The sequence below is a fragment of the Octadecabacter arcticus 238 genome, assembly GCF_000155735.2.
GTDB lineage: Bacteria > Pseudomonadota > Alphaproteobacteria > Rhodobacterales > Rhodobacteraceae > Octadecabacter > Octadecabacter arcticus.
This window is the reverse complement of the sequence record NC_020908.1, coordinates 3,375,247-3,387,956: the sequence shown is the minus strand read 5'-3', so window position 1 is coordinate 3,387,956 and position 12,710 is coordinate 3,375,247. Positions and strand designations below refer to the sequence as shown.

The following is a 12,710-nucleotide window of genomic DNA, read 5'->3' as shown; positions in this document are numbered from 1 at the left end:
ACGCGCAAACTTGAACCGAGGAAACGACCATGGGTTATAAAACCGACATCGAAATCGCACGCGAAGCCAACAAGAAGCCAATCCAAGAGATTGGCGCGAAGCTGGGCATCGGCAGCGACGATTTGCTGCCCTACGGCCACGACAAGGCAAAAGTCAGCCAGTCGTTCATCAACTCTGTTCAGGGCAACAAAAACGGCAAGCTGATCCTGGTCACAGCGATCAACCCGACGCCTGCGGGCGAAGGCAAGACGACGACGACCGTTGGTCTGGGTGATGGGTTGAACCGCATTGGCAAAAAGGCGGCTGTATGTATTCGCGAAGCGTCGCTTGGGCCAAACTTCGGTATGAAGGGTGGGGCCGCTGGTGGCGGTTACGCGCAGATTGTGCCGATGGAAGACATGAACCTGCATTTCACCGGTGACTTCCACGCGATCACATCTGCACATTCGCTGCTGTCTGCTATGATCGACAACCACATCTATTGGGGCAATGAGCTGGAAATCGACATTCGCCGCGTTGTGTGGCGTCGTGTCGTTGACATGAACGACCGCGCGTTGCGCCAGATCACGGCGTCCTTGGGCGGTGTGGCCAACGGTTTCCCACGTGAAGCGGGTTTTGACATTACTGTGGCATCCGAAGTTATGGCGATTCTGTGCTTGTCCAATAACCTCAAAGACCTTGAGAAGCGCCTTGGCGATATGATCGTGGCTTACCGCCGCGACCGCAGCCCAGTGTTTGCACGCGACATCAAAGCTGACGGCGCGATGACCGTACTGCTGAAAGATGCGATGCAGCCGAACTTGGTGCAGACGTTGGAAAACAACCCGGCATTCGTGCATGGTGGCCCGTTCGCCAACATCGCGCACGGCTGTAATTCGGTCATCGCGACGACAACGGCGCTGAAGATCGCCGATTATGTTGTGACCGAAGCAGGTTTCGGCGCTGATTTGGGCGCTGAGAAGTTCATGAACATCAAATGCCGCAAAGCCGGTCTGGCACCCGATTGCGTCGTGTTGGTCGCGACAGTGCGGGCGATGAAAATGAATGGTGGCGTCGCGAAGGGGGACCTTGGCAATGAGGACGTTGCAGCCGTCAACAAGGGCTGTGCCAACCTTGGCCGTCACATCGGTAACCTGAAATCCTTTGGGGTTCCGGTTGTCGTGGCGATCAACCACTTTGTCACTGATACCGACGCAGAAGTGCAGGCCGTGAAGGATTATGTGAAGACCCAAGGGTCAGAAGCGATCCTGTCCCAGCATTGGGAACATGGGTCCAAGGGGTCCGAAGCACTGGCAACACGCGTGGCTGAAATTGCCGATAGTGGCATTAGCGCGTTTGCCCCGATCTATCCTGATGACATGAAGCTGGCCGATAAGATCCAGACCATCGCCAAACGCATCTACCATGCGGAGGAGGCGTTGATGGATCAAAAAATCCGCGATCAGTTGAAGTTGTGGGAAGAACAGGGCTACGGTAACTTGCCGGTTTGTATGGCGAAAACGCAGTATTCGTTCTCAACAGATCCGACGTTGCGCGGCGCGCCAACTGGCTTCTCTGTGCCGGTGCGCGAAGTGCGTCTGTCTGCAGGTGCGGGTTTCGTGGTGGCCGTATGTGGTGAGATCATGACGATGCCGGGCTTGCCGCGCACACCGTCCGCTGAGAACATTCACCTGAATGATGATGGCCAAATCGAAGGCTTGTTCTAGGACGAACGCACGTCGCATTCGACCAGTGGGGGTAAGCGGTTCGGCGTCTTTGCCGAACCGCGGCCCCACAACCTTTCCAATTAAGGACTGAAATTATGACAGCCACAGTGATTGACGGAAAAGCCTTTGCAGCCAAAGTGCGCGGGTTGGTGGGCGAACACGTCGCCATGCTGAAGGCGGATCACGGGATCACACCCGGTCTGGCTGTCGTGCTGGTCGGTGACGATCCGGCAAGCCAAGTCTACGTCAAATCGAAAGGCAAAATGACTGTCGAAGTTGGCATGAAGTCGGTTGAACACCGCATGGACGCCGATGTGTCCGAGGCGGATTTGCTGGCGATGGTGCAAATGCTGAATGATGATCCGACCATTCATGGTATCCTCGTGCAACTGCCTTTACCCGATCATTTGAACAGCGATCTGGTGATCAACTCCATTAATCCGGCTAAGGATGTGGACGGGTTTCATATCTCCAACGTTGGGCTGCTTGGCACCGGTCAAAAGGCCATGGTACCGTGTACGCCGCTTGGATCATTGATGATGCTGCGGGATCAGCTTGGCAGTTTGTCTGGGCTCAATGCGGTGGTGATTGGCCGATCTAATATTGTCGGCAAGCCGATGGCGCAGCTGTTGCTTGGTGACAGTTGCACGGTGACGATTGCCCATTCGCGGACCAAAGATTTGGCGGACGTCGTGCGGCGCGCGGATATCGTTGTGGCGGCAGTTGGCCGTGCGCAAATGGTTCCGGGTGATTGGATCAAACCAGGCGCCACGGTGATTGACGTTGGCATCAACCGCATCGACAAGCCCGAAGGTGGCACGCGTCTGGTTGGTGATGTTGATTATGACAGCTGCGCGGCGGTTGCTGGCGCAATAACGCCTGTACCCGGTGGTGTTGGGCCGATGACGATTGCCTGTCTACTCGCCAATACTGTGACAGCGTGCTGCCGTGCAAATAATCTCGCAGAACCGGAAGGCCTGACAGCCTAGGACTTCCCCCTCTGATTGCAATTGTGTAGAATAGATGTTGTAACACGATAGTAATTTATTGATTGAAAACTCCGGGGGCTTTGTGCGCGGTTTGTTGAGTAACGGTGCCATGTTTGGCACGATCTGGAGAGAAATATATTCACCTTTGTTGTGGATGTGCTGGGCTTGGGCGACGTTGGTCGTCGCCATTGCGGGGCCGTTTGGTACGTTCGGCGCGCAGCCACTTGTTTGGCGGTTGATCTATTGGGGCGTGCTGATTGCTGTTGCGATCATAATCGCAGTTTGCCTACGTTTTTTTTGGCGAATTATTCTCGCTGGAAGGCCCGATTGGCAGCAGGATGTCGCGGTTTCGATGTGTCTAGCCGTGGTTGTCGCCCCATGTGTTGTCGCACTGAACCGGCTTTTGGTATTGCCCGACGCGTTAAGGACGATGGGGTTGCTGTCCGTGATCGGCAGTGTCATCGCCATTTCGTTTTGTATGATCGCCATTAGGCGACTTTTGCACGAACAAGCGTCCTTAGTCCCAAGCGGTCTGCGCAAGGATCGACTTTTCACTTGGTTCTCGGCTGACAACGGCGCGCGATTGTCGCGGATCAGTTCCGACAATCATCACATTCGTGTGATTACCAACGACGGAGAAGAGCATCGGTTGCTGATGCGGCTGCGCGATGCCGTCGCCGAAATTGATCTTGAGCCTGGCCTATGGGTGCACCGCTCACATTGGGTGGCACGCTCGGAAATCGTGCGTGTAGTCCGCGAAAGTGGGCGCGAAGTGGTTGAACTGACATCCGGCGTGACGGTTCCGATCGGTCCGAAATATCGTCCTAATCTGATCACTGCGGGCGTGATCAGCGCATAGTGCAAGCGGCAAGCGGAACCGGCAGGGCGTGTTTTCCGGTCAAAATAGCGATGGCATCGGTGGACATCAGATCGGCCAAAACCGCGTGGCGCGCTGACATGCCACCTGTGTAAGTCCCGAACGCGGGCATGATCAGCCGTGACTTATCCAATAGGAAACATGGTCTGCGTCCTGTGCCGCGAAGGGCGGCTTTTGGATGATAATGGCCTGAGATTTCGCCCCCCAACACGCCCTGCGATGACGCCTTTGCAATATGGCGAAATGTCAGCGCGCCACGTTGCACGTCTGTTCGGTGCGACCCGCCGAAATCAACCGGACCAGGGTCGTGATTGCCTTCGATCCAGACCCACTCACGCCCCGCCTGTAAACGGGCCAGTGTTGCACGGGTCTCATCGCTGACTGATTGTGCTGCCGCCAGATCATCAAAGCTATCGCCGAGACAAATGACTTCCGAAGGATCAGTTGCGGCAACCGCTTCTTCGAGCCGCCACAGGGTTTCACGGGTTTCATAGGGCGGCAGTAATGTGCCACCGCGCCGCGCAATGCGTTCAGATTTGCCCAAATGCAGATCGGACACGCACAAAATACGCCCAATCGGGCACCACAGCGACCCGTCGGCGCGCGCGTGTAGCTGGGTATCGGCAAGGTTGAAAACGTGATCGTTCATGATCTGTTCCATGCCCGAATTTTAACCCAAGGTCTAGCGGTCACCCTAAGTTCGGTGGTCGGCCCGTTACAAATCCGCAAGCCCCGCCTCGGCCATCAATTCAGCCGCGCGATCTTGCAGCAGGCGTTCGCGGCCTTCGCCAAACACCGGGATGCGTCCGGGTTCGAGGAACAGCGGCGCGGCGAGCGGCGTGACTCGGGTCAGGGCCACATGATCGACGCGGCCTTTGGTGCGCTGCAAAAGGTCCTCAACACGGCCAAAATCGACCAGCCCGCGCATGGCTTCTTCGCGGGTGATTCGCAGCATCAGGTGGTCGGGATCATATTTGGCGAGCGTGTCATACAGGATATCGCTCGAAAATGTCGCCTGCCGCCCGGATTTGCGCCCGCTGCGCGTGTTGCGTTCGATTAGGCCCGCGACAGTTGCAGCCATCCGGAAGGTCCGTTTCATCACAGCATTGCCTTGCAACCATGTCTCAAGCCCGTCGCGCACATTTTCAGGATCAAACAGCGGCGCAATGTCCGTCACTGGCGTCAGCCCCCAGATCATCAACGCGTAATCGGTGACCACAAAGCCGAGCGGGTTCAGGCCGGCCGCCTCCATGCGTTGCGTCAAGATAAGCCCGAGTGTGCGGTGTGCGTTCACGCCGGCAAAGCCATAGACGACCATGTTTTCGCGCCCGTCTTGCGGAAAGGTTTCCACCAAAATTCGCCCAGCTTGCGGCAGTTTGGACACCTCTCGCTGCATTTGCAGCCATTGTGCGGTATGATCAGGCAGTTCCGGCCAGCTGTCCTGTTGAAACATCTTCAGAATCCGCTGGGACAACTGGGTCGAGGTTGAAAATTTTGTTCCAAAGAAGGTCGCGACTTTGGGTGTGCCACCCTTGTTTCGGCTGACTTCGACGACAAGTTGATTTAACGCCTCATAGCGCACGATTTGCCCGCCAATCAGAAATGTATCGCCGGGCGTCAGGGTCGCGGCAAAGGCCTCCTCGACTTCGCCCAGTGATTTCGCGGACCGGCTAAACTTAACCTTGAGCGTTTCGACATCGTAGATTGTGCCAAGGTTCATGCGAATACGCGCTGCACTTCGTGGGTCGCGCAACTGCCATTTGCCATTCACCTCTTTCAGACGTTTCCACTGGTCGTAAGCGCGCAGGGCGTAGCCACCTGTCGCACAGAAATCCAAACAGTCATCAAACGCTTCGCGCGTTAGATCGCTGAACGCGCCGACAGTTTTGATTTCATCGAAAAGATCTGTGGCATCAAACGGCGCTGAACACGCCGCGATCAGAATATGCTGGCACAGCACATCGCGCGGTCCAGCCCCTTTTGGGTCCCCGTCAAGGTCATGTTCTTTGGCGGCTTCAAGGGCTGCTACACATTCAACGACCTCGAACCGGTTGGCCGGTACCAACACCGCCTTTGACGGCGCGTTGTAACGATGATTGGCGCGGCCAATGCGTTGGATCAGGCGTTTGACGTTCTTGGGCGCGCCAATTTGGATGACCAAGTCCACGTCGCCCCAATCAATCCCCAGATCAAGGCTTCCTGTGCAAACGATCGCCCGCAAATCACCGCGCACCATTGCCGCTTCGACGTTGTTGCGTTGATCGCGGCTCAGGCTGCCATGGTGAATTCCTATCGGCAGCGCGTCGTCGTTGGCAAGCCAGAGATTGTGGAAATAAATCTCAGCTTGCGCGCGGGTATTGTGGAAAATCAGTGTGGTCTTGTGCTGTTTGACAAGGTCCAGCACGGCGGGGATCGAATATTTCGCACCGCCACCGGACCATGGCGGGCGCTCGGGGGTGACCAGCATGGAAATATCGGGATCAGGCCCCGGATCGGCAAGCAGTATGGGGCAGGGGTCCGGATGGGACGCTAGCCCACGGGCAATCGCTGCGGGGTCTTCTACGGTTGCGGATAAGCCGACACGCCGCAGACCCGGCGCAAGTGTTTGCAGCCGCGACAGGGCCAACATCAGCTGATCGCCGCGTTTGCTTTCGGCGAGCGCGTGGATTTCATCCACGATCACCCGTTGAAGGCCTGCGAATATCCGCGGCGCGTCTTCGTAAGATATCAACAACGCGAGGCTTTCTGGCGTCGTCAAAAGGATATGCGGTGGGTCGGCGCGTTGGCGGCGTTTTTGTGTGTAAGACGTATCGCCCGTGCGGTCTTCAACCCGAATGGGCAAGGCCATTTCCGTAATCGGTGTGCCGAGATTGCGTTTTATGTCCGCCGCCAGCGCCTTCAATGGCGACACATAAAGTGTGTGCAGTCCTGCGTGCCCACCGTCTGCCAATTCAACCAAAGTCGGTAAGAACCCTGCCAAGGTCTTGCCGCCACCTGTCGGCGCGATCAGCAACAGCGACGGTTCATCCGATCTCTCAAGCATCTCAACCTGATGGGGATGGATGGACCAACCTTTGGTGGCGAACCAATCGTCAAATTTGGGGGGCAAAACACGCATCGTTCAAAGGTGCGCCCTGACGCCCGAAGGTCAAGCCAGACTTGGCGTCTTTGCCTCTAAAATATCCTAGGGGGAGTCCGCAGGACGGGGGACTAGTCCCCCTCTGTTTTGCGCACCGCAAGGTGCGCCCTGCCCGCGGCACGCGCCAACCTAGTGAATGATTGCGCCCTCTTTAACGAACATGTTTGCCCATGCGCGATCAATGAGATCCGGCGTCATCTGGTAGGGGATGCCTTCGAATTCACAAATTGCAATCATCTGGTCGATTAAGAAGATCGGCTGATAGTTTGCATAAACGTTATCAATCGTTGGGTACTTCTTTTGCAGCAGATGCACCAAAGCGGACTCATCCAGTGGGATTTTCTTCTTTCGCGCCATCATCGCAAAAATCTTCAGGAAATCTTCTTGGTTGGGTCCGTCAATTTTGATCTTGAAAAAAATCCGGCGCAGGGCGGCTTTGTCAAAGATTTCGTTCGGGTGGAAGTTGGTTGAAAAGATCACCAGCATATCAAAAGGCACCTCGAATTTTTCACCCGATTGCAGCGCCAAAATATCGCGATTTTCTTCCAGTGGAACAATCCAGCGGTTCACAATCGCCTGTGGCGGTTCCGCCTGACGGCCAAGGTCATCGATAATGAAAATACCGCCGGATGATTTAAGTTGCAGTGGCGCCTGATAGGTCCGCGCGGTTAGATTGTAGACAAGATCGAGCATCGAAAGCGACAATTCACCACCCGTCACAACCGTCGGGCGTTCGCATTTCACATAGCGTGTGTCGAATCTGCCAGATGTGCGGCGTAGGGAGTTGGGATCATCGATATCTTCTTCAGCGGCGGAATGTACAATCGGATCAATGACAGTGATGACCTGACCAGAATATTCAATCGCGCGGGAAATGTAAATTTTATCGCCAAGCGCGTCACGAATTCCGTTTGAAATCGCGGACTTACCGTTACCGGGGGGGCCGTACATCAAAATTGATCGCCCCGCACCAACCGCTGGCCCGAGTTGATCCAGAAGGTCGGTCGGTAAAATCAAGTGGCCCATCGCGTTGACCAGCTGGTCGCGGGTGACTTGAATGTTGCGGATGGATTGGCGCGTTACTTGTTCGCGGTAGACATCCAGCGGCCCGGCATAGCACCGAAATATTCCGACTGCGCCAAGGCGTCCAACGCACGGGCCTTGCCCATATCCGTCAACTGATAACCCATTTCCTTGCTGTTATTGGCGTTCAAGGTGCCAGTTGCTTCGCATAGTTTCTGCTCCCGCGCGCCGTCGACAAGTTGTTGGGTCACGTTGACCGGCAAACAAATCGCCCGCGCGATGGCGCTGACGTTTTCTAGATTGGTGCGAAACATCGTCTTGATCAGAATGTCGCGCATCATCACTGGCGACAGCGACATTGCATCAAGTGTTTTGGGCGCGGGGGGCGCCATGACGTTGGAGGTTTGCATATTCATGTCATTTTGCCCGTATCTAGTGCCAATTGGCGGTGTTTATGTGGCCCAGCCGCGCCGCAAGGCTGGAATTCAGCCCCGGGCAGGGAAAGCTTTGCAATGACGGTGTGCCCGACTATTGTGTCGAAAAAAGGGACAAAGCCGATCCTAAGGCAGGCAAAATGACCAAATCCAAAACAGCGGCGTTAACAGCATTCCTTTTCGCCATATTGGCGGCGATGGGGGGGGGCGTCTGTCCTTAAGGGTGGGCTTTATATTGGCAAACACGAAGGCGACACGCTGCATTTGATGCAGATCGTGTTCCGCATGGCCGACGGTCAGATCCCGCATCTGGATTTCATGACGCCGATTGGCGCGCTGGCGTTCTGGCCGATTGCGATGTTGGTCAAGTCGGGCTTGGGCATCGGTATGGCTGTGATCTGGAGCCAGGTTATCGCGGCGCTGATTTTCCTGCCAATGCTCGTATGGGTAGCTCGGTCGCGACTGAGCCCATGGCTTGGTGCGCTGTTTGGGCTGTTTGTCATGGTGCTGTTGTTGGCGCTGGTCCACGGGGAGGCGCAGCGGTCTGTTTCAATTTCCATGCACTACAACCGTCTGGCATGGGCTGCGGCGTTCGTTGCAATTGTCACAGCATTGATCCCGCCTGCCAACAATCTCGGACGCGGGCGCGCCGGTATTGACGCCATCATCATTGGTCTGATGGTCTGCGTTATGGTGATGACCAAGATGACCTATTTCGTGTCCTTCGCGGTGCCGATCGTGGTGGCTTTGCTGATGACGGGGCAGGGGCGCGCGGCGGAACGTGTCAACGACTTTGAGACAGTGGCTTTTGGACTTTAGGCTTGGGTTTCTTCGGTTGGTTTTGGTGGGTTGATCCAGACGGCGGTCGGGATTTGAGGCGGTTTTGGTGGTTTGTGTACGAAGCGTTCGGGCGTGGCGAGGAATGCCGCGTCTAGTGTTGCTTGTCGCGCGGTGTAGATTTCTTGGGCCTGCCCAAAATGGATTTGGTCGGGCGTCATCAGACCAATCCCGGCGTGATGATGGTCTTGGTTATACCATGCAAAGAACCTGCGGCAGAATGCGCGAGCCTGCTCGATGGTTTCAAAGTTCTTGGGGAACTCTGGCTGATATTTCAGTGTTTTGAAGTGGGCTTCGGAGAACGGGTTGTCGTTTGAGGTATGGGGCCGACTGTGGGACTTGAGCACACCAAGATCAACCAGCATCAGGGCTGTCGTCTTTGCCTTCATGGGCCCACCGCGATCTGCATGCAATGTCAGCTGATCGCGTGGAACCTCGTGTTTTTCCATCGCGTCGATGAACAGCTCTTTGAATTGGCTGGCGCTCTCCGCGTGCTCGACGCGCCAGCCAACAACGCGGCGGCTGAAGACGGTGTTTGTCAAAGGTGTTGTCCGCCGATTTCATGCAGCGTCTCTGATTTCAGAGGCGCTGATTTCGTTTTCTGGGTTCAGCCAGACGGGTCCTGCTGGTTGCCAGTTTCGGGTTTTTCCTGACCAGCGTTGCGGGTTTTGCGCGCGAGCAGTTGCATAGAGATTGGCACGATTTGTGAGCGTTGCACGATCATGACCTGCGTGGCGCGCATTCGGCGTGACGAAGCGGATGGCGCTGTGCAGGTGTTCACTATTGTACCAACCAGCGAAGGTTTGGACCCAGGTTTGAGCATCCGCCTTGGTGGCAAAGCCCTTGGTCGGCCAGTCCGGGCGGTATTTGCAGGTTCGGAACAACGCCTCTGAGAAAGGGTTGTCGTTGCTTACGCGAGGGCGACTGTAGGAGGCCGTGATCCCTAGTTTTTCCATCGTCACCTTCATCGTGGCGCCCTTCATAGGACTGCCGTTGTCAGCGTGCAGAACCAAGGGGCGCAACTGACAGCCCTCCGCTAGCACTGCTTGCCGGATCAGAATGGCAGCCAGATCCGCACTTTCACGCTCATGGACCTCCCAGCACACGATCTTCCGGCTGAAGATGTCCACGATCAGATATAGATAAAAGAAGGCTCTTCTCCGCTTTGTTGAGTTATTCTAGGATTTCAAATAGAACATAGATTGATTATCTGGGATGGATGATTGTCTAATTTTGAGTTTGAAGTATTCGGTATCCCTGATGCCCCTGGCTCGTTTGCGGATCATTCCTATACTGACATTACTAGCCTCTATCCTGGCGCTTGTCAGCTTGTGTTTCGCGTAGTTGCATATGCCCACACAAGGCTTATCCCCTTTGCTCCGGCGGCACCTGATGTAGTGCGAAGCGGCTTGCCAATCTAGAATGTTCTGGTATTGTTCTTCCCATGCCAGCCAGATGGAAAAACGACAAACCCATGTCCCGCCCCGCGTTCGACGCCAGGTTTTCTGATGAGGAAGCGTGTTCGCATTATCTGGTGGAACATCGTTGGCCTGAGGGCTTCGTCTGTCCTTCCTGTGGCACCTGCAAGGGCTGGCCGTTAAAGCGAAATCGCGCGACTTGGGAATGTGCCGGTTGCGCACGGCAGACATCCGTGACGGCTGGCACGGTAATGCACAGCAGCCATTTGCCGTTGCGAATTTGGTTTCTTGCCGCGCACATCATCACCAGCCATTCCAACGGCATGTCAGCGCTGCAACTTCAGGCGCAACTTGGCCTTGGCAGCTACAAGACGGGTCGCCATCGTCGCTCGGACCGATGGCGCTTCTCGGCGACCTCCTCTTGCAAAAGCTGCGGCGGTCGATGGTCAACCCTGACCGCAACCCCCTGAAAGACCTTGTCGAAATCGATGAAACAGAGATGCCGTTCCGGTCCCGGCATGATCCCGAGGACCGGCCAAAGGGTGGGCGGAGCCCGGTTGGAAAGATGTTTGTCGTCTGTGCCGTCGAGTTATCAAGTGACGGACATCCGCGCCGTATCAGGATGAAACACATTCCCGACGGCGCGTCAAAGACGCTGCACGGGTTCATTGGTCAGGCTGTAGAGCCTGGCGCTCACATCATCACGGATGGCTGGCTCGGTTACGAAAATCCTCCTGCAAACACGCATGAGGCAAAGGTCGTCAGCGGCAAGAAGGCACACGACATACTCCACTGGGTCCACCGCGTGTTCTCCAACCTAAAAACGTGGGCAAAAGGCGTCTTCCACGGCCTCAGAAAGTGCCATCTACAACGCTATCTCGACGAATTCGTGTTCCGCTGGAACCGACGGCGACACATGCGAAGCGCCTTCGACACGCTGCTGGGGATCGGTGTTGGTCTCGGGCCAGCGACATATCGTGATTTTGTTGAACAGCGCGCCTGAAGGGCCTCGTTCACGGCAAAAGCCACGCCCTATAAACCCACCAGACGTTACAAACTGATCCGATCCGCCTCTAAAGCCACAAGGGCAAGATTCTGCGCCGCGTCAACATGTGGGGCAACCGGACTAAAAGGGATAAGCCTTTGCCCACACAATGTTTTCTTAGGGATTTTGCGAACTTTTTCAGATAGAGCATGTGTGACTGATCTGCGATCAGGCACCAATTTTCCAGTTGCTCTGACATCCCCTCAAATGATGGGGCGCTCCACAGAGCCTGAAGCTGTTCTTTTAAGACGTAAAGCGTATTCAGGTTGCTATTGCTCTCCAGCAACGTTTGCAGCTTGTTACTTTGTTTTTCATTCAACTTATCCGCATTTTTGAGCAACAGATAATGCGTACCCTTCATCAACTCTTTACCACTTTGATCGGCCTTCCTGAACTCAAGGCGACGCTGATTATGGATAGCCTTGCTGTAGTTTTTCATGACGTGGAAACGGTCAAATACGATGTCGGCCATCGGCAAGGACTCCCTGACAGCCTTTTGGTAGGCAGGCCCCATATCCATCGACACGGCCTTTATTTTATGGGCTGTATCTGGCCGCAGCTGTTTCAAAAACCTTGAAAAAACTTCGGCAGTTCGACCGGCTTCCACCCAGATCAGATGCCCTCCGACCATATCGTAGACCACCGTCATATAGTCATGACCTTTCGCCCGGGCCACTTCATCGACACCAATGTATTCCAAGCCAGCAAGCTGTGCGGGATCAAGCGCAGGGAGCGTTTCCATCAGGTATGCCTTGTCGATATTCTTTACCGTCTCCCATCGTATACCTAAATGCCTGGAGACAGCCAGAATGGATAAATGACGGCACAATCCACTGATAAGATGGCAAAATCGATGGGTGAAACGGCACCCTTTATCAACAAAAGGACACGCCTCAATGCGGCGCTCACCCTTGCTAATAAAAACCTGCGCTAGCTCAATCTCAATCACACAAGGATACCCAAAAAACGGGATGTCGTTTACTTGTCGGCGAATATGTTGGTTGATGCTACCCTTCTTGCCGGTTGCAGGGTCTATAGCGCTCCTGCGGGCATCCCGACTGCACTGAACAATAACCTTCGCACCGTCTTCAGCCAGCTCAATTTCATTTACACGTTGCCCCTTCAGGCGTAAAATATGTTGCGAGATGTCGATGGTCATATACCTGCCCTATGTAAAGTTGTCAGAAACTTAACATATCAATAGGTTACTTGATGGTCGGCATCTTTTCTTACTCAACAAAG

Annotated in this window: 8 protein-coding genes and 5 pseudogenes; 6 read left to right on the top strand and 7 right to left on the bottom strand. The window is 55.1% G+C overall.

Annotation, left to right across the window (positions count from 1 at the left end):
- Positions 1-29: 29 nt before the first annotated feature.
- The 3 genes from OA238_RS17520 to OA238_RS17510 all read left to right on the top strand — a co-directional run bounded on the left by OA238_RS17520 (position 30) and on the right by OA238_RS17510 (position 3,554).
- Entirely contained in the window at positions 30-1,706 is a 1,677-nt protein-coding gene (locus OA238_RS17520; protein WP_015496203.1) for a formate--tetrahydrofolate ligase, read from the top strand.
- A gap of 95 nt (positions 1,707-1,801) precedes the next feature.
- Positions 1,802-2,695: a bifunctional methylenetetrahydrofolate dehydrogenase/methenyltetrahydrofolate cyclohydrolase gene (locus OA238_RS17515; RefSeq protein WP_015496202.1), complete on the top strand. Its 894-nt coding sequence runs from the start codon at positions 1,802-1,804 to the stop codon at positions 2,693-2,695.
- Positions 2,696-2,804: 109 nt separating this feature from the next.
- Positions 2,805-3,554: a LytTR family DNA-binding domain-containing protein gene (locus OA238_RS17510; protein WP_144055929.1), complete on the top strand. Its 750-nt coding sequence runs from the start codon at positions 2,805-2,807 to the stop codon at positions 3,552-3,554.
- Here the strand turns inward: OA238_RS17510 and pdeM are convergent.
- From pdeM to OA238_RS17495, 3 genes and pseudogenes are all read right to left on the bottom strand, one after another.
- Positions 3,544-4,221 (bottom strand): ligase-associated DNA damage response endonuclease PdeM, encoded by a 678-nt coding sequence (pdeM, locus tag OA238_RS17505; RefSeq protein WP_044037087.1) that lies wholly within the window; start codon positions 4,219-4,221, stop codon positions 3,544-3,546. The two genes, OA238_RS17510 and pdeM, sit on opposite strands and share 11 nt — an antisense overlap.
- A 66-nt stretch (positions 4,222-4,287) precedes the next feature.
- On the bottom strand, positions 4,288-6,690 hold the full coding sequence (locus OA238_RS17500) for a ligase-associated DNA damage response DEXH box helicase (RefSeq protein ID WP_015496199.1): 2,403 nt from the start codon (positions 6,688-6,690) through the stop codon (positions 4,288-4,290).
- A 150-nt stretch (positions 6,691-6,840) separates the two neighbouring features.
- A pseudogene (locus tag OA238_RS17495) lies at positions 6,841-8,150 on the bottom strand (ATPase).
- Between the two features lie 38 nt (positions 8,151-8,188).
- Here OA238_RS17495 and OA238_RS17490 point away from each other — a divergent pair.
- Both OA238_RS17490 and OA238_RS17485 read left to right on the top strand, forming a co-directional pair.
- Positions 8,189-8,389 (top strand): hypothetical protein, encoded by a 201-nt coding sequence (locus tag OA238_RS17490; protein WP_044037085.1) that lies wholly within the window; start codon positions 8,189-8,191, stop codon positions 8,387-8,389.
- A gap of 46 nt (positions 8,390-8,435) precedes the next feature.
- Entirely contained in the window at positions 8,436-8,987 is a 552-nt protein-coding gene (locus OA238_RS17485) for a hypothetical protein (RefSeq protein WP_015496198.1), read from the top strand.
- On the opposite strand, the pseudogene OA238_RS17480 reads toward OA238_RS17485, so the two are convergent.
- The 3 pseudogenes from OA238_RS17480 to OA238_RS31920 all read right to left on the bottom strand — a co-directional run.
- Positions 8,984-9,535 (bottom strand): annotated as a pseudogene (locus OA238_RS17480) (IS3 family transposase); the annotation flags it as partial. The gene OA238_RS17485 and the pseudogene OA238_RS17480 sit on opposite strands and share 4 nt — an antisense overlap.
- Before the next feature lie 30 nt (positions 9,536-9,565).
- Positions 9,566-10,150: pseudogene (locus OA238_RS17475) on the bottom strand (transposase); the annotation flags it as partial.
- A gap of 33 nt (positions 10,151-10,183) precedes the next feature.
- Positions 10,184-10,363: pseudogene (locus OA238_RS31920) on the bottom strand (transposase); the annotation flags it as partial.
- Between the two features lie 86 nt (positions 10,364-10,449).
- Here OA238_RS31920 and OA238_RS17470 point away from each other — a divergent pair.
- A pseudogene (locus tag OA238_RS17470) lies at positions 10,450-11,426 on the top strand (IS1595 family transposase).
- A 70-nt stretch (positions 11,427-11,496) separates the two neighbouring features.
- On the opposite strand, the gene OA238_RS17465 reads toward OA238_RS17470, so the two are convergent.
- Positions 11,497-12,627 carry an ISL3 family transposase gene (locus OA238_RS17465; RefSeq protein WP_015496197.1) on the bottom strand — a complete coding sequence of 377 codons (1,131 nt, stop codon included), beginning with the start codon at positions 12,625-12,627 and terminating at the stop codon, positions 11,497-11,499.
- Positions 12,628-12,710: the final 83 nt, after the last annotated feature.